Below are 26,152 nucleotides of genomic sequence, written 5' to 3'. Positions count from 1 at the left end.
GGTTAAACTTATTGATTTACTACTGAACGGGTTTCTGAATGATTAGTATGCTGCTCTATCGTGCTGCTATCTACCCGTTCCTTATCTTTCTCAGGGGTGTAGATCAGGTCTTTGAGCTGAGGGATATCATACTTGTGCCTGATGTTCTTAAGTTGCACGATAATACCCTTTGAGTAAGCGTTATGCTTGAAGTTATGAATAATTTCCAGTACGTCAGGGTCGATGTAACGCGAGTTGGTACCGTCGATCACAACGTCAGACTCTTTAGGAAGATGATTCAGCGTATACGAAATAGCCGCTTTATTGAGGAAAGATACCTCCTCCGACAGCTTAATGGTGATCACCTTCTTATCACCATTTCTTCCGATGGTGTAGAAGTACGGATTACGGAGGTTATTGCGAAGAATGTAGAAAATGCCGACAACCATTCCGATCGCTACCCCTTTCAAAAGGTCAGTGAACACTACAGCCAGAACCGTTACTACAAAGGGAATAAACTGAGCCCAGCCTTCCTTATACATCTTCTTAAACAAGGCGATCTTTGCCAGCTTATATCCGGTAACAAGGAGAATAGCGGCAAGGCACGACAGCGGGATGCTATTGATCAGGCCAGGAATTAATAAAAGCGACAGCAGCAGCCAGGTGCCATGCAATATGGCGCTGACCTTGGTCTTTCCTCCTGCATTTACATTTGCAGACGAGCGCACAATGACCGCAGTCATAGGCAAGCCCCCCAGGAGACCACTGCTCATATTACCTATCCCTTGCGCTACCAGCTCCCGGTTTGTTGGAGATACACGCTTCAAGGGGTCGATCTTGTCTACCGCTTCCAGGCTCAATAACGACTCAAGACTGGCAACAATAGCAATCGTAGCAGCTACCGTCCAAACCTCTGCATTCGTAATCTGCGAGAAGTCGGGAGCCGTAAAAAGGTTCGTAAACTCGCTAAAAGAACCTACCACAGGAACGTTTACCAGGTGCTCCGCCTTGATCTCAAAAGGCGTTCCCTGGAAAACCTTGTTGAGAATGATGCCGATGACCACTACTACAAGCGCGGCCGGCACCCCGGCCAGCTTCTTCACTTTCGGCCAGTAGATCAGCACAGCCAGCGAGAGCAGAGCAATGATCACTGCGCCATAGCTGATGGCCGACAAGGCGTTTGTAATGACTGAAAAGGTATTGCCACTATCATTCCTGAACGCCTCACTACCTTCGAATTCTGCGTCATAACCCACAGCGTGGGGGATTTGCTTCAGGATCAGAATGATACCTATTGCAGCCAGCATCCCTTCAATCACAGATGAAGGAAAATAATTGGCTATCGTCCCGGCTTTTACAAAACCTAGAATAACCTGCAAGGCACCGGCCAGAAGCACGGCCAGCAGGAAGGTTTCGTAAGCGCCCAGTTTAGTAATAGCACCCAGAACGATAACGGTAAGACCGGCAGCCGGCCCGCTCACACTGAGCTGAGAACCACTGAAAGAGGCGGTAACAATACCACCTATAATTCCGGTGAGAAGCCCGGAAAATAATGGTGCTCCTGATGCTAGTGCAATACCCAGACAGAGGGGCAAAGCCACGAGAAAGACGACGATACTGGCCGGAAAATCTTTCTTAAGATTTTTAGGCGAGAAATATTGTTTAATACTTGCAGACGCAGACAATTGATTAGCTGCCATATATTTTCAGATATAAGTATATGTAAAATGAGATGCGTGAACATCAGATAAAATGAGCAAGCCTAGGAGAGCTGCCCTGATTAAAACTCTGTTAGGAACAGATTAGAAAAATATGGCTAACAATTAGGAGGCGGTGTGGGCACCGAGGGGTAAAATGCCTGTACATGCTTATCGTGGTCAGCACTGACGTGCTGAGATTTTAACAATGCGGCCGGGGCAGAGAGGCTAATCCCGCTTACATTGAAAGCAATCATTTCCTTTGCTGAAAAATCTTTGCTGTCAACCGCCTTTGACTGTTCAATCTCCAGTTGCATAATGACAGCGTTCACCGTCTTGGAATCGAGATGAGCAATAATTAGGGGCGCAACAGCCACGCACATCTTGCTGACGAAGATGGAGAGAAAAAGGATGCTGATAATTTTCTTTGCAATGATCTTCCTCATACGTGTGACCTTACCAAACAAAAGTATGCACAAAGTGCACCAAACAGAAGTTTAAACGCTTTTTTTACAAAATTGTTATAAAGGAGGCTGGTATTTTTTAAATTCCCAGCTCCACCTGAAATAATGCGCCCCAGTAATTGGCATCCTGCTTTATGTGCCAGTCGCCATCCTGCGTATTATAACTGACGCTGAGCTGCGCCTTAATCCGATGGTTTCTGAAGTAGCGGCTTACACCCGCTTCTAGCACTTCTTTTCGTCTCTCATATAGTGCTGTTTGCCCCTCAGGCTGAATAATAGAGTATCTTAGAGCCGGCTCAACATTGCTTCTGAACAAATACGACAACTGGTGATTATTTCCCCAGCCATTGTATATATATCTCACGTCCCCGCTTTTGCTCGTCGTAAGCGGATCGTCTGCATTCCGCTTCAGGAACTCCGACTCATAAGCCCAGCCGTTATACTTAAAGATCAAATCAAAGATAGCCGTGCCCATGTCGCGCTGGGCATACAGCTCTTTTCCCAGCTGGCCTCCCGTGCGGTTTGTCTTCACATTGTAGCTATACCCTCCGCCGATGGATAGTTTAGGACGGTCCTCACGTTCAAGATCTCCTTCGGAATAGTCGCCTTCGTTTTCAAATTCGCCCAACGGCAGGATTTCTACCCGGCCCGTATATGCAAGACCGTTGTCGGTCGTATTCACACTCCGGCCCTCGCCAGTCGTTATTGCCGTTTTTAACCGGTACGGGATGCCGGCAAGCTCATTGTTATAATACGCTTTTAGTCCGAAATCGCGGTCTACCGTAAACGCATTATTCACTATTGATCTGTCAGCGAACTGCAGCTGGCCGGAGGAGTTGACCCTTTGCCGGTTTCCCGGAAGCTTATTTTGTCCGAAGGCTACATAGAACTTGTCAGTAAAATGGTAAAACACAACGGCATCACGGACAATGTTCGCTATTCCCGTGTTGTCTACATCCATGTCTCCCCTGGAAAAAGAAAGCTGGATACTATACCCGATCTTAGGGTTTAACACGTAACCATCGGCTCTGAGACGAAGCCTTCTGACGCGTGCGTCCCACTCCCGGATGCCAAAATCCTCGCCTCCCTGCGTATTAAAACCCATTCTGTTCTGCATGCGAAATCTGAAGTTGACGTAAAACGAGGAGTCTTTTGTCTTTACTTCCAACCCTTTCATTCTGAAGATCATCGACCGTTCATCAACTTCGCCCTGTCCAAAGACAGCGTGAGCCGCAATCATCGCAACGAACAGAAACAGAACCGGGGATAAATTTCGCATACCTTTATAACCTAAATCAAAAGGCGCAAAAATAAAACAAATTAAGATAGTATGTCTTTAATGTTAACGATTAACAGTCACTTTCTTACCTCCTCTCCTTACCTCCAGCTGACAGCCGACTAATAAAATATTTATACTTTTGCTCCCTCAATCCGCAGGACTAAAGGATGGCAAAAGTTACGGGTAAAGCATACGATATCAATCTGCTTAAGAGAGTTTTCAAGTACATCAAACCTTATAAGAGGATTTTTATATGGTCGGTGGTTCTTACCATTCTCCTGGCGGGCATTGCTCCTTTGCGTCCGCTTCTGGTAGAGTATACGCTTGACAAGTATATCCTGAACAATGACAAGGGCGGCCTGATTAACATGTCAGTGCTCATGCTGGTGCTTTTAGCCCTGCAGACGGTTGTTCAGTATTACCACACTTTTCTGACCAACACGCTTGGACAATCAACAATACGCGATCTGCGCGTCCATGTCTTTAATCACATCACCACACTCAAACTCCGCTTCTTTGATAAAACGCCCCTGGGACAGCTCATTACGCGGACGGTGTCAGACCTGGAGACGATTGCAGATATCTTCTCAGAAGGGCTCATCGTCATCGTAGGCGATATCCTCCAGCTGATCACCATGCTGGTGTTTATGCTGATGACCGACTGGAAGCTCACACTCGTTGTGCTTATTCCGATGCCCCTTCTGATGCTGGCCACTTATATATTTAAGGAGGCGATCAAATCGGCGTTCCAGGAAGTGAGAACACAGGTAGGGCATCTCAATACCTTTCTGCAGGAGCATATCACGGGGATGAGCATCACCCAGTACTTTGCACGCGAAAACCAGGAGATGCATAAGTTTAAGCAGATCAACGCCCTACACCGCGACGCCCATATTCGCTCCAACTGGTACTACTCCATCTTCTTTCCGGTGGTCGAAATCATTTCGGCGCTCTCCATCGGACTGCTTGTGTGGTACGGATCGAAATCAATCCTCGAACATCATACTTCGCCGGGCGTCATTGTCGCCTTCATTATGTATATCAACATGATGTTCCGCCCGATACGCGAACTGGCAGACAAGTTCAACACCCTGCAAATGGGCATGGTCGGAGCCGACCGTATATTTACAGTGCTCGATACCCGCGACGAAGAAGACCAAAGCGGCACTTATGCGGGTGAACGCATCGACGGCTCTATTGCTTTCGAACATGTCTGGTTCGCATATAATGACGAGCAATGGGTTCTTAAAGACATCTCCTTTGAAGTACAACCCGGTGAGACACTGGCACTGGTTGGAGCTACAGGTGCCGGCAAGTCTTCCATCATCAACATCCTCAACCGCTTTTACGGTATCGGCAAAGGAAGTCTAAAGGTAGACGGTCGCGATATCAGGGAGTACGATCTGAAGTACCTGCGATCGCAGATTGCAACGGTTATTCAGGACGTTTTTTTGTTCTCCGACTCAATTGCCAGCAATATCACCCTTAACAACCCTGAGATCAGCAGAGAGCAACTGATAAAAGCTGCTCGCGAAGCCGGAGCAGAGGAATTTATTAACCGCCTGCCGGGTGGATACGACTACGATGTAAGGGAAAGAGGAGCGACGCTTTCAGCTGGCCAGGCCCAGCTCATCTCATTTATCAGGGCCATGGTCTATAACCCGAGGATCCTCGTCCTTGATGAGGCGACGTCCTCTGTCGATACAGAAACAGAGCTTCTCATTCAGCAAACACTTCAAAAGCTCATGAAGGGCAGGACCTCCATCGTGATTGCGCATCGCCTCTCGACCATCCAGAATGCCGATAAAATTATCGTGCTCGACAAGGGAGAAATAAAAGAAATGGGATCGCATCAACAATTGCTCCAGTTAAATGGTTATTACAAGCGTTTATTCGACCTTCAGTTTAACTCGGCGGGAATTGAAAAAACCTCTTAAGCAAAGGGTAGCGACCAGGAATTAAAGACAGTTTTCCGTTCTTTGCCTCCAATAAAAAAACCAGTCTGCCTGCGTAAAAAAACAGTCGCAGGACCATAAAACGTTTGGCTTTTAGGCCTATTCTTATAGTTTTGCATATCTTAAATTCCGTTCAATGAGTGTATTAGTAAATAAAAATTCGAAAGTTATTGTTCAGGGCTTCACGGGAAATGAAGGCACCTACCATGCCACCCAGATGATCGAGTACGGAACTCAGGTTGTTGGCGGCGTTACTCCCGGAAAAGGAGGTCAGACTCACCTTGACAGACCGGTTTTCAACACCGTAAAGGAAGCAGTAGACCAAACGGGAGCTGACGTGTCGATCATTTTCGTGCCTCCTGCCTTTGCTGCAGACGCCATTATGGAAGCGGCTGAAGCTGGTATAAGCGTGATCGTTTGTATTACGGAAGGTATCCCGACAAAGGACATGATCCTGGTGAAGGAATACATCAAAGACAAGGACTGCCGTCTGATCGGGCCTAACTGCCCGGGAATTATCACGGCTGACGAGGCAAAGATTGGCATCATGCCGGGCTTCATCTTCAAAAAAGGGCCTGTGGGTATCGTGTCAAAGTCAGGAACCCTCACTTATGAAGCGGTCGACCAGGTAGTAAAGGCCGGGCTTGGCATCACCACAGCGATCGGCATTGGCGGCGACCCGATCATCGGGACTCCAACCGTAGAGGCCGTTAAACTTTTAATGAACGATCCGGAAACAGAAGGCATTGTTATGATCGGAGAAATCGGTGGAGGAATGGAAGCCGAAGCCGCCCGCTGGATCAAAGAAAATGGCACTAAGCCTGTAGTGGGCTTCATTGCGGGACAGACTGCTCCTGCCGGCCGCAGAATGGGGCACGCGGGCGCAATTGTTGGAGGTGCGGATGACACCGCTGCAGCTAAAATGAGGATCATGCGCGAATGCGGCATCCGAGTAGTGGAGTCGCCAGCAGAAATCGGTGCAGCAATGGCTGAAGAACTGGCTGCAGTGAGCAAGTAAACGCGCCGGCATAAGGGATTAAATCAGACGCAACAGAGCGTGCAAGAAAAAGGGCCTTCCGCAATTCGCAGAAGGCCCTTTTTCTTGCTTTCTATTCTTGATGGATCACTATGCCTGTTGCTTCATCCTGATGATATTCAGGGCAGCACCGGCTTTGAACCATTCAATCTGCTGCTCATTGTAGGTATGATTCACCGCGAAAGAATCTTCCGAACCGTCGGCATGGTGCAGCACCACACTCAGCTGCTTGCCGGGCGCAAAAGAGGCCAGTCCCTTTACATCGATCACGTCATCCTCCTGGATCTTGTTATAATCGGCAGGATCTGCAAACGTAATAGCAAGCATACCCTGTTTCTTCAGGTTGGTTTCGTGGATACGGGCAAAAGACTTCACAAGGATGACCCGTACACCTAAATGGCGCGGCTCCATGGCAGCATGCTCGCGTGAAGAACCTTCACCATAATTCTCGTCACCCACAACAACGGTTCCAACCCCTGATGCTTTATAGGCACGCTGGGTAGCCGGTACGGGCCCGTACTCACCAGTCAGCTGATTTTTCACGTTGTCCGTACTGTCGTTATAATAATTGACCGCACCGATCAGCATGTTGTTCGAAATATTATCGAGGTGACCGCGGAACTTCAGCCAGGGGCCAGCCATCGAAATATGGTCAGTTGTGCACTTGCCCTTTGCCTTGATCAGCAGACGAAGACCATGCAGATCGGTTCCTTCCCAGGCAGGGAATGGTTCAAGTAACTGAAGGCGGCTCGAATTAGGATCTACCAACACCTGAACACCGCTTCCGTCTTCTGCAGGAGCCTGATAACCGGCATCCTCAACGGCATATCCTTTCTCCGGCATTTCCAAACCACTGGGTTCATCAAGCTTCACCTGTTCGCCCCTTTCGTTGGTGAGGGTATCGGTGAGCGGATTAAAGGTAAGATCTCCGGCTATAGACAGCGCCGTTACTATTTCAGGCGAAGCAACAAAGGAATGCGTATTCGGATTGCCATCGTTACGCTTCGCAAAGTTCCTGTTAAAGGATGTAATAATAGAGTTCTTCCTGGTTGGGTCGTCAGTATGGCGCGCCCACTGTCCGATACAGGGGCCGCAGGCATTAGCCAGCACAACTCCCCCGATCTTGTGGAAAGTCTCCAGATAGCCGTCCCGTTCTACGGTATAACGGACCAATTCAGATCCGGGCGTTACGGTGTACTCAGATTTAGCTACCAGTCCCTTATCTACAGCCTGCTGGGCCACAGAGGCTGCACGCGTAATATCTTCATAAGATGAGTTGGTACAAGAGCCGATCAGGCCAACCTCAAGCTTTGCCGGCCAGTTGTGCTCCCTCACAGCCTGGGCAAACTTTGAAATAGGCCATGCAAGGTCCGGGGTAAATGGCCCGTTCACGTGGGGTTCGAGCTCAGACAGGTTGATTTCAATCACCTGGTCAAAATATTGCTCAGGGTTAGCATACACCTCCTGGTCGCCTGTCAAATGCTCACGCACCTGATTGGCCAGGTCAGCAATGTCAGCTCTGGCCGTTCCGCGAAGGTAAGCTTCAGCGTTCTTATCGTATCCAAAAATAGAGGTAGTAGCGCCAATCTCTGCGCCCATGTTGCATATCGTTGCCTTTCCTGTAGCAGAAATAGATTCCGCTCCTTCTCCAAAATACTCAACGATACATCCTGTGCCGCCCTTCACTGTAAGCACTCCTGCAACTTTCAGGATCACATCTTTCGGCGCCGTCCATCCCGACATCTTGCCGGTGAGTTTAATTCCGATCAGCTTGGGAAATTTGAGTTCCCAGGCAAATCCTGCCATTACATCACAGGCATCCGCCCCGCCTACGCCGATCGCAACCATTCCCAGTCCTCCTGCATTAGGAGTGTGAGAGTCGGTTCCGATCATCATCCCTCCGGGGAACGCATAGTTCTCCAGCACTACCTGGTGAATGATCCCGGCACCGGGCTTCCAGAACCCCAGTCCGTACTTATTACAAACAGAGGAAAGGAAATCGTATACTTCTTTATTGGTAGTATTAGCCGTCTCCAGATCCTGCGCCGCTCCGGTTTTAGCCTGTATCAGGTGATCACAGTGTACCGTAGATGGAACAGCTACTTGCGGGCGACCCGCCTGCATAAATTGCAAAAGAGCCATCTGTGCAGTGGCATCCTGCATGGCAACCCGGTCGGGCGCAAAGTCCACGTAGGAAGAGCCTCTTTTGTAAGCCTCGGCAGGAACTCCTTCCCATAAGTGCGAATACAGTATTTTTTCAGTAAGTGTCAAGGGTTTACCAACTACCTTTCTGGCAGCTTCTACGCGGCTCGCAAGGTTGCTGTAAACCTTTTGTATCATTTCTATATCAAACGCCATTACTTTTGATTTTTATAATATGTTACAATGTTCTAACTCCTTCAAAGAGTTATAGTTCATGCGAAAATACAAAAAATACTAAAAAGTGACCGAAGTCACTTTCGGCAATCTTTATTTGGAGTAATTCTAAAGAAGGTGCAAAAAACTGCGAAAGACGCGAAAAAACAGAAATTGCCCGCAACAACGCGGTCATACGTCAGTAAAAGGAGGCCCCGACCTTTTTAAAGTGCCACGCCATCTTTATTGCAATCTTAAGAAAGCTCTTACCGGTCCCATTCGGCACGGCATCTGCAGGAAAATCTTTGAGCAGTTCTTACAGTACCCCGAACTTAAAGCGCTTTTCGCGCCAGTATTGCAGAGCACGGGGAAGAGCATAACTCATCCTGTCAAAGGCTTTCAGACTATCGTGAAAAACTACAATAGAACCGGCCTCGGTTGCAGAAAGAACGTTCCTGAGGCATTTCTCGGGACTCAAATTTTTATCGAAATCTCCGCTTAGCACATCCCACATCACGATCTCCACATCGGGTATCGCCGCCTTCAAAGCGCGGATCTGTGAATACCTGATCCGTCCGTGGGGAGGGCGGAAAAGTGTTGAATGCACGTACTCATTGCACTTAAGGGCGTTATCGACGTAATCCTCAACCGGAGTGTCCCAGCCCCTCAGGTGGTTAAAGGTATGGTTCCCAATCGCGTGCCCCCCTCTACCACCTGTTTATATATCTCGGGATGTTTCCTTACATTATCGCCAATACAAAAGAAAGTAGCCTTCGCATCGTAGCCGGCCAAAGAATTCAAAACAAAGGGTGTAACATCGGGGATAGGACCGTCGTCAAATGTAATGTATATGGTCTTATCCTCATTCCTACGCCTCCAGGTAAGAGCTGGATAAATAAGCCTTAGCCAAAACGGAGTTTTAATGAGGTACATAGAACTGGTCAAAAAATTAAGTTACAATAGTACAAAATAATTACTTTAGGAGAATGATCGTTACCAAGACTTCCGGAATGCAATCAGCCGTGAAAGCCGCCATTTTTTTGCTGACACTAACGGCGTTCCAGGCTGGCGCTCAGGAAAAGATAACCCTACAGCAAGCTGTAGACCTGACCTTACAGAACAACCTGCAAATTAAGCAGTCGAAGTTGAGCGAAGCCTTGTCAGGAGAGAACCTGAAGCAGAGCAAACTCTTCTTTTACCCCACCTTGAATGCATCAGCGAACCTCGATGAAAACTTTGGCCGAAACCCTGACCCGGTTACGTACGAAGTTGTAAACCAGCAATTCCTGAATGCTACAGGCTCAGCGAGCAGCAACGTGCCAATTTTCCAGGGTTTCCGTTTGTGGAATCAGATTTCTCAGTATAAGTATCAGCTCGAGGCCGACAAAAGCTATACGCAGAAGATCCAAAACGATCTGGCTCTCACGGTGGTGACTACCTACCTTCAGATTCTGAACAACCAGGACCTGCTCACCGCCTCGCGGCAGCAGCTGGACATTGCAGAGCTGCAGCTAGACCGCGAGCAGAAGCAGTTTGATGTAGGCGCCAAAACGCTCGCCGATCTGTCGCAGGCCAAGGCGCAGGCAGCAACCGCTCAGCAGAACGTAACCAACGCGCAGAATCAGCTGGACATATCCTATCTGAACCTCGCCCAGCTGATGGAGAGGGACCCCGGCAACAAATTTGAAGTGGTGAAGCCAGTGATTGATCAGCTCGGCGAGATACAGAATAAGTACGCCGCATCTGAAATATACGCTAAAGCTGCGGAGACGTACCCCGACATTACAGTAGCTCGGTATCGCAGTCTGGCCGCCTATAAAGCGATCAGCGTAGCCAGGGGTGACCTGTTCCCACGCCTTTCATTTGGAGCGAGCCTTGGATCCAGCTACTCTTCCCGCGAATATCTCAATGCCGACCGGGAACTGGTACGCGACCCATTCAGCAAGCAGCTGAGCAATAACTTCCGGCAGGCAATCGGACTGAACCTGTCCATTCCGATCTTTAACAACTTCTCGTCGCGAATTAACGTGCGAAAAGCCAAGATCAACTATCAGAACGCCCTCGTTTCAGAACAGCTGGCAAAAAACAACTTTAATAAGATCATCTATCAGGCAGTGACCGACCTCAGAGCTGCAGAAAGCAGCTATAACTCAGCTAACAGCGCCTACGAATCTGCAAGGGATGCCTTTAATGCAATTCAGCAGCGATACGGAGTAGGACTGGTCAACTCGCTCGACTTCAATCAGGCCCAGACCGATCTGAACCAAAAACAATTCAACCTGATCCAGGCGCGGTACAACCTGATCTTCCGGAACAAGGTGATCGACTTTTATCTGGGAAACCCTTTAACCTTTTAAGCAAGCACTACACATAAAATGGCAAAAAAGAAGAATACGTTAAGATACCTCCTCATTGGGGGAGTCCTGTTGCTAATAATCGCCATCGCCGGCAATAAAATGGGCTGGTTCGGAGGGGGCAATAAGACACAGATTGCAACCGAAAAAGCGCAGAAGAGAACGATTATTGAGACGGTGTCTGCAAGCGGAAAAGTACAGCCTGAAGTAGAAGTAAAACTGAGCTCTGAAGTTTCGGGAGAAATTGTTGAACTTGGAGTGAAAGAAGGCGACGTAGTAAAGAAAGGTCAGCTGCTGTGTAAGATCCGTCCCGACATTCTGGAATCGGGTTACAACCGGGCCGTAGCCTCGCTGAACACGCAAAAAGCGGCCCTGGCCTCAGCTCAGCAGCAGTTGAAGCAGGCAGAAGCAAACTTTAAAAATACGGAAGCCAGCTACCGCAGAAATGCAGAGCTTTATAAGAAGAAGGTGCTTTCTGCAGCAGAATACGATGCCGCTCAGGCACAGTACATGAGCGCGAAAGCGAATCTGGAAGCTTTAAGGCAGAACATTGTCGGCTCCAGATACGGCGTGCAGCAATCACAGGCAGTGGTTAAGGAAGCATCAGACAACCTCGCGCGGACTACGATCTATGCGCCAGTCGACGGAGTCATATCCAAGCTTTCCGTGGAACTGGGGGAACGTGTTGTAGGGACTGCACAGATGGCGGGGACCGAAATTATGCGGATCTCTAACCTCAACACCATGGAGGTCAACGTCGACGTCAACGAAAATGACATCAACCGGGTGTCTCTTGGCGACGAGGCAGAAATTGAGGTAGACGCCTTCCAGGGAAAGAAATTCAAAGGGACAGTGACAGAAATTGCGAGCTCAGCCAATGTAGTAGGTACGAGCGCCGATCAGGTGACAAACTTCACCGTAAAAGTGCGGATCCTGCCAGAGTCATATGCGGCCTTGTTAAGGAAGAACGACAAGAACGAATCTCCTTTCAGGCCAGGCCTCTCAGCTACTGTCGACATTCAGACAGAAAAGGCGACGGGACTGACGGTGCCCATACAATCAGTGACGACGCGTGACGAAGTAAAGGAAGCGCCCGACCCCGATCAGAACAAGAATGAGCAGGGCAGCAAAGACAAAAAGCCTGAGAAGCAAGCCGTCAAAGAGTGCGTGTTTGTATACCAGCTCAACGGCACAGTTAAGCAGGTATTCGTCACTACCGGCATCCAGAACGACACCTACATCCAGGTATTGTCGGGACTGAAAGGCAGCGAAGAAGTGGTATCCGGCCCCTTTACCGCCATATCCAAAACCCTGAAGGATGGCGCCTTGGTGGAAAAGGTAAGCAAAGACAAATTATTTGAGGGAGACAAGAAATAGCCCTTAAAGAACAAATAGGCTTTCAATAAAAATATTTAGTAAACTTGTCCCGGTAAACATACCGGGACATTTTTTTATGGAGCAAACAGCAAAAATAGCCGTTATTGGAGGAGGTAGCTGGGCAACAGCAAACATTAAGATGCTGGCCGACAACCGCCAGGACAAGGAGATATTCTGGTGGATGAGAAACACTGCTGCTATTGAGCATCTTAAGCAATATCAGCACAATCCGAACTACCTCAGCTCCGTAGAAATAAAAGTTCCGGGAGAGAACATCAGCAACGACCTTGAGGCGATCTTAAGAAAGTCGGAGATGGTACTTCTTAACGTGCCGGCGGCCTTCCTCAAAGAGGTGTTAAGCCAGGTCGATCCGGCTTTATTCAGAGGAAAAAAGATCATCTCGGCCATTAAAGGTTTCGTTCCCGATGACAATATGATCATCGGTGAGTTCATGAATAAGAACTTCAACATCCCCATCGAGGATATTCTGGTGTTAAGCGGCCCCTGTCACGCCGAAGAAGTCGCCCTCGAAAAGCTTTCTTATCTTACTATTGCCTCGGCCGACACTGATCTTGCTACCCGCTTTGCCAACCTGGTTAATACCCGCTATATCAAGACCAATGTCTCCGATGATATCTATGGCACCGAATATGCCGCCGTGCTCAAGAATATTTACGCAGTGGCCAGCGGCATCTGCAACGGCATAGGCTACGGCGACAATTTCCAGTCAGTCCTGATCTCCAACGCAATCCGCGAGATCCTGCGCTTTGTAGACGCCGTACACCCCATCAGTCGCGACATCAAGGAATCCGCCTACCTCGGCGACCTCCTGGTGACTGCCTACTCTCAGTTTAGCCGCAACCGCTTGTTCGGAAACATGATAGGCAAAGGATACACGGTAAAGTCGGCCCAGCTTGAAATGAATATGATTGCCGAGGGGTACTATGCCTCCAACTCGCTTCATCAGATTAATAAAGTCTATAAAGTAAACATGCCCATATGCCGGGCGGTGTATGCCATCTTATATGAAAAGCATTCGCCTCACATTGAAATGAGACTTCTTGCAGATCAGCTGTCCTAAGCAAAAACATCCCTGCACTTTCTTTGTTCTATACCAAACATCACGTGGATTTTAATGGGCGCCGGCCATGCCGCCTTTGGCAGCTGAGTATGCGCCCCAATAACTTCATTACCTAAAAAACAAGCAAAATGAAAAAGACGGTAGTTTGGGGCGTCACTGCCGGAGCAGCAGCTGCAGCAATTGTTGCTCTTATGTACAGAAGAAAAGATGGTACCAGGTTAGCAGACGGACTTATGGACTCAGCAAGAGACATGGGAAGCCGCCTGATGGAATATGGCAACCAGATCAAGGACCGCTTATTGCACAATGTAAAAGGTCCGAACGGAGAGGCTGTTTATCTCGACATGTACGACCGGCAGTTCTACGAAGACGAGATGGGCCGCCGCGTATATCTTGAAAACGACTAAAAGAGAGATCAAGAACACCACAAGCTGCGAGTGCTTATAGAGAGGAAAGCGGCCTGAACATTGTTGAAAGGCTTTAAAACAGACCGAAGCGTTCTCATCGAAGCCTTTAAAAACAATTGATTCTCAATAACACAAAGACACTTCTCAAAAAAAGCATTCTGGAGCTGTAGCATAGCAAGCCAGATGTTCTTTTGGGAAATTTAAAAAAGAACGTAAATAAGAAAAGCGACCAGAATCTGGTCGCTTTTCTTTATTCAGAGGTGGAACCTGTCCGGTTACCATCTTTTCTTATGTTCGCGTTCGCCGGATCTTCCGGAGCCACCACGCTCTCTGCGGTTGCCGGAAAAATCACGGAAGCCATTGCCTCTGTCGCGGCTACCTCCTTCACGGCGGCCTCCTCCGCTGAACCTTCCGCTTCCGCTGCCGCCTTCACGGTCACCAGCCAGTTCAATTCTCACTTTCCGTCCGTTAAAATCAACAGACTTGAAATTTTGCTGAACCTGATCAGCAACGGCATTCTCAACTTCGAAGAAAGTGTAAACCCCCTTCAGGTCGATCTTGCCAATCGCCTTACCGCTGATGCGTGCATTATTACAGATGAAACCGAGCATGTCGCCTCTTGTAAAGTCGTCTACGGAACCCAGATTGATGAACAGCCTGGTATAGTCGCCGCGGGACGATGTACGGGCAAAGCGTTCCGAGCGCATCCCTCTCTCATCCCCAAGCGGAGCGTTGAGGTCAGGAGCATTCTTATAATACTCAAGGAAGCGGTTAAACTCAAGCGAAGCAAAACGCTTGATAATCTCCTCCTTCGACATCTCGGCGAACTCATCCATGATCCTTGGAATGTACGCCTCAATCTGAGTTTCGTTCACTTCTACCTGATGGACACGGTGAACCAAAGCAAAAAGCTGCTTCTCACACACATCAAAGCCACCCGGTACATCTACCTTTGTGAACTTCTTGCCTATGACACGTTCGATCTGCCTTATCTTGCCGATCTCTTTGCTATTGATGATTGCAATAGAGACACCCGACTTGCCTGCACGTGCTGTACGGCCGCTGCGGTGTGTATAGTTCTCAATTTCATCAGGCAGAGAATAGTTGATCACGTGGGTAACGTCATTAACGTCAATCCCGCGGGCTGCTACGTCCGTGGCGATCAGTAACTGAAGGCTCCGGTCGCGGTAACGCTTCATCACCTTGTCCCGCTGTTGCTGGGAAAGATCTCCGTGAAGAGAGTCGGCATTGTAACCGTCCTTCACCAAAGCCTCCGCAATTTCCTGAGTTTCAACTTTGGTACGACAGAATACAATACCAAAGATTTCGGGATGGAAGTCAACGATACGTTTAAACGCCGCATACTTATCGCGGGCACGCACCACATAGTATTCGTGGTCAATGTTAACGTTTCCGGTATTCTGCTTCCCAACGGTAAGCTCAAACGGATCGGTCATGTAGTTCTTGGCAATCCTGCGCACTTCGGCAGGCATGGTAGCCGAGAACAGCCAGGTCTTCTTCTCGTCAGGAGTAGTAGACAGGATGTGGTCGATGTCTTCCTGAAAGCCCATATTGAGCATTTCGTCAGCTTCATCTAGCACCACGTACTTTACATCTGAAAAATCAATAGCCTTACGGCCAATGATGTCGAGCATACGGCCGGGCGTGGCCACTACGATCTGCACCCCTCTTCTGATCTGCCTCAGCTGATCGGAAATACTGGCGCCACCGTACACGGCTACTACATGTACATTATTCAGATTCTTTGAATAATTATTAAGGTCACTTGCAATCTGCAAGCATAACTCCCTGGTTGGACATAATACCAACGCCTGAGGGACATTCTTTGAAAAGTCAATTAATTCTAACAACGGAAGACCGAATGCTGCTGTCTTCCCTGTGCCGGTTTGGGCTAATCCGACAAAATCGTTGCTGCCTGAAAGTAAAACCGGGATTGCTTGTTCCTGGATTGGAGTTGGGTTTTCAAAACCCAGATCAGTAATGGCATTAACAATATCATGACGGATTCCCAGTGTACTAAATGGGTTCATGATAACAATAAAAAACCGGCCTTATTGCCGGTACTTAACAAAGATACACATTTTTTTTAAATAATACCAGTTACAACACACAAGTTTGAGTACTTGCGTACGTACGAACCAGCGCAGCTGATCCCTTATCTTAACCGGTCTGCAGACTTAATGAGCTTCTCATCGCGTCTGATGCCACGTATTGCCAGGATGAGGAACAATACCGCCAGACAAGGCAGCACCACCCCGATTCCATAGTTCTGAAGCTCGAGCTGAAGATCGCCGATCACCCCTCTTGCTGTTTGGGCAAGCCAGAAACTAAATCCCAGGATCAGGACAATGATCAAGTAACACAAGGCGACCTGCTTCTTACGATCCTTGTAAAAGAAAATAACCACAAATGGTAAGAGGCCGAGCAGAACGGTCGCAATGGTAAGCCCAAGGAAACCGGTTGTCTGAACCACCTGTCCGCCTATGTTTTCATACACACCGGTCACCTTTATTGCCTTGGCTGCGCCGTTAGCGTTCAGGATCTGCAGGTAAGGAAACAGGAACAGTGCAAAAATCACAGTTGTGGTAAGAAATAACCAGACAGTTTGAATTCTTTGTAGCATAGTTGTAGTTAAGGAACACAAACTTATAAAAATCTTTCGTCGCTTGCGCCCCGGAAATACTAAAAGATTTTTCTGTGAGTCTATTTGTTTTTTAATGCCAGGAAGAACACCCATCCAACTTGCATCTCCCGTCTCAGTTTGCAGCTCATGAATGTTTTTCTTTATTTTGAGCCGTGGGCGATTACAACCGGTATTTTCTGGAATTATCTTATAACGGAACCAGTTTCCATGGATGGCAGATCCAGCCAAACGCGGTTACCGTGCAGGAGCTGCTCGACAAGGCCCTCTCTACACTGCTCCGGCAAAAAACAGAAACGGTGGGCTGCGGGAGAACAGATGCAGGAGTGCACGCCACCCAGTTCTTTGCTCACTTCGACGTGCAGAGAGATTACGACAAGCCGCAAGCCGGGGTAGTTGAGCCGGCCTTCCTTAACAGCCTTAACGCCCTCCTGCCCTTCGAGATAGCAGTACGGAGGGCCTTTAAGGTCGGTCAGGAGGCCCACGCCCGCTTTGATGCCAGCCTTCGCTCCTATCAGTACCACATCCACTTCGTGAAAGACCCCTTCAGGCACGGTTTCTCCTGGCACATGCGCGACCAGCTGAACGTTGCACGAATGAACGAAGCCGCACGTATCCTCTTTGAGTATACCGACTTCAGCTGTTTCAGCAAGTCACACACACAGGTTTTTACCAACAACTGCAAAATCTTCAGAGCGGAATGGGAAGAGACAAGCCGGGGGCTGGTATTCCACATTTCGGCTGATCGCTTTCTGAGAAATATGGTACGGGCCATCGTAGGAACACTGACCATGGTTGGGAAAGGAACGATATCGCCACGCGACTTGCACAGCATCATCACCAGTAAAAACAGATCAAACGCCGGCACCTCCGTTCCTGCCTGCGGCTTATACCTCACTGAAGTGAGGTATCCCTACGTGTAGCTAAACAGGTGTCAGACAGTGAGCACGGAACAAGCAGTAACAGGCTCCTCCCGAGCATCATTAACACTATATTTGTAGTCAAAGGAGAATTAAATAATGAATTCAAACAACGAAGAAAACGAAAAACATGTGTCTGTTGTAACGGAACAGTCACTCAAATTCCTGGAAACATATATTAACAATCCCTCTCCTACTGGTTTTGAGTGGGAAGGACAACGCCTGTGGCTTGATTACATAAAGCCGTATGTCGACAGCCATTACGTGGATAATTACGGAACTGCTGTGGCAGTTGTCAATCCTGAAGCTCCTTACAAGGTAGTGATCGAAGCGCATTCAGATGAGATATCCTGGTTTGTGAACTATATTACGAAAGACGGGCTGATCTACGTGATCCGCAACGGAGGTTCCGATCATCAGATAGCACCGTCAAAGCGGGTGAATATCCATACAGACAAGGGCATTGTAAAGGCTGTGTTCGGCTGGCCGGCTATCCATACCCGCAACGGCGAAAAAGAAGAAGCTCCTACACTGAAAAATATTTTCCTCGACTGCGGCTGCACCTCCCAGGAAGAAGTAGAAGCACTCGGCATTCATGTTGGATGCGTGGTGACCTACGAGGATGAGTTCATGGTGCTGAATGACCGCTATTATGTGGGACGCGCCCTTGACAATCGTGTAGGCGGCTTTATGATTGCAGAGGTCGCTCGATTGCTTAAGGAAAACCAGAAGTCGCTGCCGTTCGGCTTGTACATTGTGAACGCAGTACAGGAAGAAGTAGGCCTGCGCGGAGCTGAAATGATTGCCAACCGGATCAAGCCGAACCTGGCTATCATCACCGATGTTACGCACGACACACAGACGCCCATGATCAATAAGGTTACGCAGGGTGATCTGGCCTGCGGAAAAGGTCCGGTACTTTCCTATGCTCCTTCAGTCCACACCAACTTTAACAAGCTGCTGATTTCCGCTGCTCAGGAAAAGAACATTCCTTTCCAGCGCCAGGCATCGTCCCGCTGGACCGGTACCGATACTGATGCTTTCGCATACTCAAACGACGGAGTTGTATCAGCCCTGATCTCTCTTCCACTGCGGTACATGCATACCACCGTCGAAATGGTACATAAGGAAGACGTCGACAATGTCATCAGGCTGATCTACGAGTCGCTGCTGAAGATTGAGGACGGACAGGATTTCAGGTATTTCAAATAGAGCAAAATAAAACTTCCTATTACCACGTTATATTGATTCATAGGACGCCAAAAGAAAAGGGCAGCAGAATTATTCCCATCTGCTGCCCTTTTTTATTTAAGTATATCTATTCTTTTTTAAGGGAACGAAGATCGTTCGACTTTTTTGCCTTCCCTTTCAATGAACTTAGGGCATTTTGTTATCCGGAGCCGTTTAGTCCTGTAACGGCAAGAAGGACCGGCGGCCGGCTTCGCTCGCTTTTAGAGCAGGGTCAGGACCATCCTGTTTAACGCCTCCTAACCTTTTTTACTGCTTAACATCCGCCAGCTCCACTTCATAGTCGAGCACCGCGTAAGGACGAAGGCCGTTTGAGCTAGCCGCAGCAGGAGTGTATCCAAGACCGAAGGGAATGAACATTCTGATCTTGCCCCCTTTTTCAGTTTCTTTACACCTATCGGATATCCTGCAATGATCCCAGCATCATTGAGTCTGAAGGTAAACGGATTATCAGCATTTGCCGTCTGGATCAATGTCCCATCCAGATACTTGAGGGTGTAATAGGTGGTCACCTGTGTCGTGTCGCGAAGCACTTCAGTGCCTGTTCCTGGCTGGATAATGTGGTATAAAAGACCATTTTCATCCTTCTCAATTGAGATGTTATTTTCAGCTCCGAACTTTCTGACGAGGTACTCGTCAAATTCGTACTGCGTACTGGCGCTTGTCACGTTGACGGTATAATCGAGGCAGGCATTCCCAGGGATACTGCCCTGGCCTGACTTGCCATACGCAAGGCGGGATGGAACAATGATCCGCACACTTCCGCCTTTCTTACCCAGCACGTCCTTGATGATGGTCCTCAGAGCGGCAGGATAACTGCTCGATCTTCCGTCGGCAGGCCCCAGGTAGCCGAGGTAGTCGTTATACACGTTGGTATATTCGTTCGTCGAAGAATATTTGCTGTCCGTTGATTTCACTGTGTAGGTAAGAAAAACCTTATCTGTATTTTGAACTGGATCACCAAGCCCCGGTTTGATGATCTGATAATAGATACCGGTTGTTCCGTACTGCTGCACAGTAAGGCCATTTTTCTGGATGTACTCCTGTATCACTTTCTCATCCTCAGTGTCAATCGTTGCGTACTCCTTCGTACAGCTTGTCACCAAAGACACCACAAGGAACAAGATAAAGGAGGATGTATTAATATTAAATTTCATTTTTTTACTCATTAGAATCAATACGGGCTTTTATTAATGAATGCTACGAGGCACACTTTTCCGTCTGCAAATTTATCTTTTTAGTCGTCAAATACCACTCATTAACATTTTTTAACTTAAGATCTTATTCCCTATTTCCGCGACGCAACTATTTAAATACAGGAGAAACAAAAAAAGAAAAAACAGTATCTGCATCTTACTGTTTATGTCCAGAGTTAAAAACGTTAATCCAAAAGAACTATGAAAAGAAAACTATTTGGCCTTCTTACTATGCTAGTGTGCCTCTCCCTTGCGGGCTATTCGCAGAGCAGAATTTCAGGGACCAGCTACAAGACAGCAGTCGGACTTCGCGTTGACCTCGGTGACGGATCCACCGGTGTAGGTTTTAACGTCAAACATTTCTTTACTCCCACCGGGGCAGTAGACGCAAGCTTGTTATTCTTTGAGGGAGACCTGGTCGGCCTTGGAGCCGAATATCAATACAATGCATCCATTCCTAACGCTCCGGGACTGAAGTGGTACGCAGGCCTTGGCCCTCAGATTATCTTCGGGGACAACGACACTGGCTTCGGAATCAGACCAGCCTTGGGTATGGAATACAAAATCCCTAACGTGCCTCTTAACTTTGGTTTTGACTGGCGGCCCCTGTTCCTGCTTTCACCCGATACCGATACTCAGCCGGCACGCTTCGGACTCTCTTTCCGCTATGCGTTTTAAATAAAGACATCCTCTGAATTTGCAATAAAGCTCTCCGGAAACGGGGAGCTTTTATTTTTTAAGAGCGCCCATATCTGCTTCTTCCGGACTTATTTATGCAGACTTTTTTACCTTTGCCAATTCAGTACACTACAAATACATTTAAAATGAGAAAGCTCTTCACATTTCTATCTTTGATTTTCGCGCTGGTGGTATTCAGCAAAAATACAGCAAATGCACAGTACAAGAATGCGTTAGGAGTCAGAGTTGGCGACTATACCGGAATTTCGTTCAAGACCTTTTTACAGCAAGACCGGGCACTTGACCTGATCCTTGGCTTTAAAGACAAAAGTTCTTACTCGGCTATACGCTTTACCGGCCTGTACGAAGTGCATAAACCAATTCCATTTGAAGACGGAACACTGCAGTGGTATTATGGAGGAGGTGCGTCAATAGGAGGCATTGACTATAAGAACATTGACAAAAACGACTTCCTTCTTAGCGCTGATGGCGTTCTCGGTCTTGACTATCGTTTTGCCGAAGCGCCTATTAACGTGTCGTTCGACTGGAAGCCCGCATTGCAATTTACTCCGGACGCCGACTTTAAGGCCGGGCAGTTTGGCTTCTCTGTGCGCGTGACCTTCTAAGAACCAGTCTCGCACCTCCACAGTATTCTCGGTAGCAGCTGGCGATGCACTATGAGGAATGCGGCAAGGGAAATGCTCAGAACTGAGCGGCTGCCAGAACATCAAATAATAACCATTGTTTCTGCTCAAATCTTCACGATCTGAGCAGAAGCAATAGGCTAGCAGGATATCTTGCCCGCCTGTTGGCATAATCTCTTTTTGATGCAACAAACAATAGGCTAGCAGGATATCTTGCCTACCCTTGTTGCGTGACGTCCGCCTTCAAATTCAGTTTCAATAAAGCGGGTGGTAATAGCCCTGGCGAGTTCCTCACTAATAAAACGGGCCGGAATACAAAGGATATTTGCATTGTTATGCTTTCTTGCAAGTTCAGCGAGCTCTTCGGTCCAGCAAATAGCTGCCCGGATCCCCTGATGCTTGTTCGCCGTGATGGCCACGCCATTGGCACTTCCACACACCAGAATGCCCAAAGTGAATTCACCGTTCTCTACAGAAGAAGCTACGGGGTGTGCAAAGTCCGGATAGTCGGCAGACTCAGGACTGTGGGTCCCGAAATCCTTTACCTGCACATCCTTCAGAAAGTCTTTCAGCATTTCCTTGTAGTCAAAACCGGCGTGGTCAGAGCCGATCGCTATTGATATATTTTTGTCCATAATCGTTGATCTGCCGCACTGCCCTTAACGCAGCGGGCGGACACAAAAATGTGAAATAGTTTGTTAGCGGAAAAATATAAATGCGATGTTATCGCCGGCGACGGGATGTACCTGGCTCTCAGGAACGTTCGGAGCCGGAGACCAAGACAACACAAGCCGGAATCCTAGTCTCTGCTTAAGAGTGCCTTTTCCCTGCGCTTTTCAACTCTTGCAGAGATCATGATGCTGACCTCGTACAGAATAAAGAGCGGGAAGCTAACCGTAAGCATGGTCAGAATATCAGGAGTAGGCGTGATGATAGCCGCAATTATAAGAATGATAACGGTTGCATACCTTCTCGATGCCCGCATGAAGCGAGGCGTCATAACCCCCATTTTCGAAAGGATGAAGATCAGGATCGGCAGCTCAAACACGATTCCGGTACCCAGCGTCAGTGTGGCGACGGACGACAAGTATGAGTCTATTGTGATCTGATTCTGGATGATATCACTAACGGTGTAGTTAGCGAGAAAAGTGATGGAAAGCGGAGCAATGATGAAGTATCCGAACAGGATTCCCAGAATAAACAACAGGGTGGCATAAAAGACAAAGCCGCTGGCTGAGGTTCTTTCCTTGTCGGTAAGGCCAGGTTTAACAAATCGCCATATCTCATAAAGGAGATAGGGAAACCCGAGCACAAGGCCCGCTAGCAGCGAAGAATTCATCTGCAGGGTGAACTGCCCCGCCATCTCCGTATTGATGATATTGAAATCGATTTTCCGGATGCAGTAATCATCTGAAAGATGGAAGCGTTCTGCGATCTGACACATCATGCGATAGGTCCAAAACGAAGGACTTTTGGGGCCCAGGATGATCTTATCAAAGATAAAATCGTAGTACGCAAAAGCGAGTCCTGTAAATATTACAATGGCGACACAGGATCTGATCAGGTGCCAGCGAAGTACTTCCAAATGATCGAAGAACGACATCTCTGCTTCCAGATTCTGTCCCTTCTTCTTTATTGAGTCAAGAAGTCTTTTCCCCTTGGTATCGGCCATAGATTTACAGGAGTGCTTTTAATGGTAAAAGTAAATTTTAGCCAAGCTTACGCATTTTCATCCACATATTCGAAGCTCTCCATGAACTTGGTAGTAAAATTACCTGCACGGAAATTAGGGTCTTTCATGAGCTGGCTATGGAAGGGTATGGTTGTTTTAACACCTTCAATCACGAACTCACTAAGAGCGCGCTCCATGGTTGAAATTGCCTCCTCGCGGGTCTGGCCTGTACAGATCAGCTTGGCAATCATTGAATCATAGTTAGGCGGGATCTGGTATCCGGCATACACGTGCGTATCTACCCGAACCCCGTGACCTCCAGGAGAATGGAAGATGGTGATACGACCAGGAGAAGGCCTGAAATTATTAGCAGGATCTTCAGCATTAATACGGCACTCGATGGCGTGTTTAGCAGGTGTGTAATTTCTGCCCGAGATCGGAACGCCCGCGGCTACACGTATTTGCTCTTTGATGAGATCGTAATTGATCACTTCCTCAGTAACAGGATGCTCCACCTGAATACGGGTGTTCATCTCCATGAAATAAAAGTTCCGATGCTTATCCACAAGGAACTCAATTGTACCGGCACCTTCATAATTTACAGCCTTTGCGCCTTTTACTGCGGCCTCACCCATTCTCTCCCGAAGATCATCGGTCATAAAAGGAGAAGGAGATTCTTCTACCAGCTTCTGGTGACGACGCTGTATTGAGCAGTCGCGTTCTGAAAGGTGACAAACCTTGCCGTACTGATCGCCGATAATCTGGATTTCGATGTGACGCGGATCCTCCACAAACTTCTCAAGGTATATGCCGTCGTTCCCGAAGGCAGCTCCTGCTTCCATCCTTGCTGAATCCCAGGCAGCTTCAAAGTCTTCATCTTTCCATACGATGCGCATTCCGCGACCGCCACCGCCTGCCGTTGCTTTAAGAATCACCGGATAGCCGATTGAGTTGGCAATTTCGATTCCTTCCTTCACATCTGAAACCAGGCCATCCGATCCCGGAATGGTCGGAACCCCGGCATTCTTCATCGTCTCCTTAGCGGAAGCCTTGTCGCCCATCGCATTGATCTGCTCGGGCGTAGCGCCTATAAATTTGATATGGTAATCGCGGCAGATCGCCGAGAACTTGGCATTTTCAGACAAAAATCCGTAGCCCGGATGGATAGCGTCAGCATTTGTAAGCTCCGCCGCTGAAATGATATTGGGGATATTAAGATATGAATCTTTGCTTGCTGGAGGACCAATACAAACGGCCTCATCGGCAAACCTGACGTGCAGGCTCTCGCGGTCGGCAGTAGAATAAACAGCTACTGTTTTGATGCCCATTTCTTTGCAGGTACGAATAATACGCAGAGCAATCTCTCCTCGGTTAGCAATTAATATCTTCTTAAACATATATTACGCTTATTGGTACATAAAAAAATGTGCAAATAAACAGGCGTTCGCACGTCTGCATACTTGCACATCAATGTCATTTATATTATGCAGGTTCAACCAGGAACAAAGGCTGATCGTACTCTACAGGACTTGAATTCTCAACCAGTACTTTTACTATGCGGCCTGAAACTTCCGACTCAATCTCATTGAACAGTTTCATGGCTTCGATGATACAAACCACCTGACCAGCTTTCACTTCATCGCCGACGTTGACAAAGAAGGGCTTATCAGGGCCTGCTGAGCGGTAGAACGTACCGATCATTGGCGATTTGACAGTGAGGTATTTTGAGGTATCCTCGGCCTCTGCTACAGGCGCTTTAGGCGCTGCAGGAGCCGCCTGTTCTGCTGCAGCAGGAGCTGCCGCGGGTGCCTGGGGTGCTGCCACAACAGGCGCCGGTATAGTAGCATTTACATACGTCGGAGCCTGATTGGTTTTTATAGTGATCTTAAAATCTTTCTCTTCGATCGAAACTTCATTAACACCTGATTTTGAAACAAATCTGATAAGTTCCTGAACCTGTTTAATATCCATATTTGTTTTTTGGTTAATTTATTTATAATTCAAAGTTCATAAATAAAACTGAAAAACAAGAGGCCTTCAGCCAGCCAAGCCATCCCTGATGCTTTGCCTCCGGAAACAGCTGCCGGAAAACCTCCTTTAATTATTATGTCTGCCTAACGGCAGGGTATTATCTACTCTTTAGAGACGCTCCGGCTAGTATGCCCACTTAAGATACATAGCTCCCCAGGTAAACCCACCGCCAAAAGCTGCCAGGATCAGGTTATCGCCTTTCTTAAGCTTACTCTCCCATTCCCACAAGCACAGGGGAATGGTTCCGTTTGTTGTGTTGCCGAAGCGGTCGATGTTTACCATCACCTTCTCTGGCGGAACTCCGGCCCTACTGGCGGTAGCATCAATAATACGTTTGTTCGCCTGATGGGGTACCAGCCAGGCAATATCCTCAGACTTCAGGTTATTCCGATCAATGACTTCTACTGCAACATCAGCCATATTAGTCACCGCTGCTTTGAAAACAGCCTGACCCTCCTGATAAGCGTAATGCTCTTTGGCGTCGACAGTGGCATGAGTAGCGGGCTTCAGCGAGCCCCCTGCTTTCATGAAGAGATTCTGACAACCGGCCCCGTCGCTCTTCAGTACAGAGTCGATCACGCCGTAGCCTTCTGTGTTGGGCTCGAGCAATACTGCACCGCAGCCGTCGCCAAAAAGGATACAGGTAGCACGATCTTCGTAGTTTACAATGGACGACATGCGGTCTCCTCCTACTACCAGAACCTTCTGATGCTTACCCGATTCAATGAACTGGGCGCCAGTAGTAAGACCATACACGAAACCAGAGCAAGCCGCCTGCAGATCATATCCCCAGGCATTTTTAGCGCCGATCTTATGAGCTAGAATGTTAGCGGTTGCCGGAATAGGCATATCAGGGGTAGAGGTACAAAAGATAATAAGATCAATCTCTTCAGCACCGATTCCCCTTTTCTGCAAGAGTCCCTGAACAGCAGGAACAGCCAGATCAGAAGTTGCAACACCCTCTCCGCGCAGTATTCTCCTTTCCCTTATACCCGTGCGGGTGGTAATCCACTCGTCGTTGGTATCTACCATCGTCTCCAACTCGCGGTTGGTCAGTATATAGTCAGGCACGTAACCATTGACGGCTGTAATGGCAGCGTTTATTTTTTGCATTGTC

24 protein-coding genes are annotated in these 26,152 nt (G+C 48.1%); 10 read left to right on the top strand and 14 right to left on the bottom strand.

From position 1 onward, the window contains the following. Positions 1–8 precede the first annotated feature (8 nt). The 3 genes from ACES2C_RS09310 to ACES2C_RS09300 all read right to left on the bottom strand — a co-directional run bounded on the left by ACES2C_RS09310 (position 9) and on the right by ACES2C_RS09300 (position 3,419). Complete coding sequence (locus tag ACES2C_RS09310) at positions 9–1,679, bottom strand: SulP family inorganic anion transporter (protein WP_374166672.1); 1,671 nt, start codon at positions 1,677–1,679, stop codon at positions 9–11. 116 nt (positions 1,680–1,795) lie between these two features. Then, complete coding sequence (locus tag ACES2C_RS09305; RefSeq protein ID WP_374166671.1) at positions 1,796–2,122, bottom strand: hypothetical protein; 327 nt, start codon at positions 2,120–2,122, stop codon at positions 1,796–1,798. A 97-nt stretch (positions 2,123–2,219) separates the two neighbouring features. Then, entirely contained in the window at positions 2,220–3,419 is a 1,200-nt protein-coding gene (locus ACES2C_RS09300) for a porin (RefSeq protein ID WP_374166670.1), read from the bottom strand. 167 nt (positions 3,420–3,586) lie between these two features. On the opposite strand from ACES2C_RS09300, the gene ACES2C_RS09295 reads away from it, so the two are divergent. Both ACES2C_RS09295 and sucD read left to right on the top strand, forming a co-directional pair. Further along, positions 3,587–5,356, top strand: a complete 1,770-nt coding sequence (locus tag ACES2C_RS09295; RefSeq protein WP_374166669.1) for an ABC transporter ATP-binding protein — start codon at positions 3,587–3,589, stop codon at positions 5,354–5,356. Between the two features lie 154 nt (positions 5,357–5,510). Further along, the gene (sucD, locus tag ACES2C_RS09290) at positions 5,511–6,392 is read left to right on the top strand and encodes a succinate--CoA ligase subunit alpha (RefSeq protein WP_374166668.1); all 882 of its coding nucleotides are present in this window, start codon (positions 5,511–5,513) and stop codon (positions 6,390–6,392) included. A gap of 108 nt (positions 6,393–6,500) precedes the next feature. On the opposite strand, the gene ACES2C_RS09285 is transcribed toward sucD, so the two are convergent. The 3 genes from ACES2C_RS09285 to ACES2C_RS09275 all read right to left on the bottom strand — a co-directional run bounded on the left by ACES2C_RS09285 (position 6,501) and on the right by ACES2C_RS09275 (position 9,698). Further along, positions 6,501–8,768 carry an aconitate hydratase gene (locus tag ACES2C_RS09285; protein ID WP_374166667.1) on the bottom strand — a complete coding sequence of 756 codons (2,268 nt, stop codon included), beginning with the start codon at positions 8,766–8,768 and terminating at the stop codon, positions 6,501–6,503. Positions 8,769–9,081: 313 nt separating this feature from the next. After that, entirely contained in the window at positions 9,082–9,372 is a 291-nt protein-coding gene (locus ACES2C_RS09280) for a hypothetical protein (protein ID WP_374166666.1), read from the bottom strand. A gap of 59 nt (positions 9,373–9,431) precedes the next feature. Then, the gene (locus ACES2C_RS09275; protein ID WP_374166665.1) at positions 9,432–9,698 is read right to left on the bottom strand and encodes a polysaccharide deacetylase family protein; all 267 of its coding nucleotides are present in this window, start codon (positions 9,696–9,698) and stop codon (positions 9,432–9,434) included. Between the two features lie 53 nt (positions 9,699–9,751). On the opposite strand from ACES2C_RS09275, the gene ACES2C_RS09270 reads away from it, so the two are divergent. From ACES2C_RS09270 to ACES2C_RS09255, 4 genes are all read left to right on the top strand, one after another. Next, positions 9,752–11,122 carry a TolC family protein gene (locus ACES2C_RS09270; protein ID WP_374166664.1) on the top strand — a complete coding sequence of 457 codons (1,371 nt, stop codon included), beginning with the start codon at positions 9,752–9,754 and terminating at the stop codon, positions 11,120–11,122. Between the two features lie 18 nt (positions 11,123–11,140). Then, the gene (locus ACES2C_RS09265) at positions 11,141–12,496 is read left to right on the top strand and encodes an efflux RND transporter periplasmic adaptor subunit (RefSeq protein WP_374166663.1); all 1,356 of its coding nucleotides are present in this window, start codon (positions 11,141–11,143) and stop codon (positions 12,494–12,496) included. Between the two features lie 76 nt (positions 12,497–12,572). Further along, positions 12,573–13,577: an NAD(P)H-dependent glycerol-3-phosphate dehydrogenase gene (locus ACES2C_RS09260; RefSeq protein ID WP_374166662.1), complete on the top strand. Its 1,005-nt coding sequence runs from the start codon at positions 12,573–12,575 to the stop codon at positions 13,575–13,577. A 128-nt stretch (positions 13,578–13,705) separates the two neighbouring features. Further along, positions 13,706–13,984 (top strand): hypothetical protein, encoded by a 279-nt coding sequence (locus ACES2C_RS09255; RefSeq protein ID WP_374166661.1) that lies wholly within the window; start codon positions 13,706–13,708, stop codon positions 13,982–13,984. 275 nt (positions 13,985–14,259) lie between these two features. Here ACES2C_RS09255 and ACES2C_RS09250 read toward each other — a convergent pair whose 3' ends face one another. Next, the gene (locus tag ACES2C_RS09250) at positions 14,260–16,035 is read right to left on the bottom strand and encodes a DEAD/DEAH box helicase (protein WP_374166660.1); all 1,776 of its coding nucleotides are present in this window, start codon (positions 16,033–16,035) and stop codon (positions 14,260–14,262) included. A 125-nt stretch (positions 16,036–16,160) separates the two neighbouring features. After that, complete coding sequence (locus ACES2C_RS09245; protein ID WP_374166659.1) at positions 16,161–16,628, bottom strand: DUF4293 domain-containing protein; 468 nt, start codon at positions 16,626–16,628, stop codon at positions 16,161–16,163. A gap of 173 nt (positions 16,629–16,801) precedes the next feature. Here ACES2C_RS09245 and truA point away from each other — a divergent pair, with 173 nt between their 5' ends. Continuing rightward, the gene (gene truA / locus ACES2C_RS09240) at positions 16,802–17,569 is read left to right on the top strand and encodes a tRNA pseudouridine(38-40) synthase TruA (RefSeq protein WP_374166658.1); all 768 of its coding nucleotides are present in this window, start codon (positions 16,802–16,804) and stop codon (positions 17,567–17,569) included. Between the two features lie 96 nt (positions 17,570–17,665). After that, positions 17,666–18,778 (top strand): M42 family metallopeptidase, encoded by a 1,113-nt coding sequence (locus tag ACES2C_RS09235; protein ID WP_374166657.1) that lies wholly within the window; start codon positions 17,666–17,668, stop codon positions 18,776–18,778. A gap of 275 nt (positions 18,779–19,053) precedes the next feature. Here the strand turns inward: ACES2C_RS09235 and ACES2C_RS09230 are convergent, their stop codons facing one another. After that, positions 19,054–19,971, bottom strand: a complete 918-nt coding sequence (locus tag ACES2C_RS09230; protein ID WP_374166656.1) for an FKBP-type peptidyl-prolyl cis-trans isomerase — start codon at positions 19,969–19,971, stop codon at positions 19,054–19,056. Between the two features lie 240 nt (positions 19,972–20,211). Here ACES2C_RS09230 and ACES2C_RS09225 point away from each other — a divergent pair, with 240 nt between their 5' ends. Further along, on the top strand, positions 20,212–20,688 hold the full coding sequence (locus ACES2C_RS09225) for a hypothetical protein (protein ID WP_374166655.1): 477 nt from the start codon (positions 20,212–20,214) through the stop codon (positions 20,686–20,688). Positions 20,689–20,834: 146 nt separating this feature from the next. Continuing rightward, positions 20,835–21,314 (top strand): hypothetical protein, encoded by a 480-nt coding sequence (locus tag ACES2C_RS09220; protein WP_374166654.1) that lies wholly within the window; start codon positions 20,835–20,837, stop codon positions 21,312–21,314. A 218-nt stretch (positions 21,315–21,532) separates the two neighbouring features. Here the strand turns inward: ACES2C_RS09220 and rpiB are convergent, their stop codons facing one another. The 5 genes from rpiB to ACES2C_RS09195 form a co-directional block, all read right to left on the bottom strand. Continuing rightward, complete coding sequence (gene rpiB / locus ACES2C_RS09215) at positions 21,533–21,967, bottom strand: ribose 5-phosphate isomerase B (RefSeq protein ID WP_374166653.1); 435 nt, start codon at positions 21,965–21,967, stop codon at positions 21,533–21,535. Between the two features lie 164 nt (positions 21,968–22,131). Beyond that, entirely contained in the window at positions 22,132–23,004 is an 873-nt protein-coding gene (tatC, locus tag ACES2C_RS09210; protein ID WP_374166652.1) for a twin-arginine translocase subunit TatC, read from the bottom strand. Between the two features lie 47 nt (positions 23,005–23,051). Beyond that, positions 23,052–24,401 carry an acetyl-CoA carboxylase biotin carboxylase subunit gene (accC, locus tag ACES2C_RS09205; protein WP_374166651.1) on the bottom strand — a complete coding sequence of 450 codons (1,350 nt, stop codon included), beginning with the start codon at positions 24,399–24,401 and terminating at the stop codon, positions 23,052–23,054. Between the two features lie 85 nt (positions 24,402–24,486). After that, positions 24,487–24,975, bottom strand: a complete 489-nt coding sequence (gene accB / locus ACES2C_RS09200) for an acetyl-CoA carboxylase biotin carboxyl carrier protein (RefSeq protein ID WP_374166650.1) — start codon at positions 24,973–24,975, stop codon at positions 24,487–24,489. Between the two features lie 183 nt (positions 24,976–25,158). Then, a complete protein-coding gene (locus tag ACES2C_RS09195; RefSeq protein ID WP_374166649.1) occupies positions 25,159–26,148 on the bottom strand; it encodes a beta-ketoacyl-ACP synthase III in 990 nt (329 codons plus the stop codon). Between the last annotated feature and the right edge of the window lie 4 nt (positions 26,149–26,152).

Source organism: Arcticibacter sp. MXS-1 (genome assembly GCF_041902385.1).
Classification (GTDB): Bacteria; Bacteroidota; Bacteroidia; order Sphingobacteriales; family Sphingobacteriaceae; genus Arcticibacter.
This window is presented reverse-complemented; position numbering and strand designations above follow the sequence as displayed.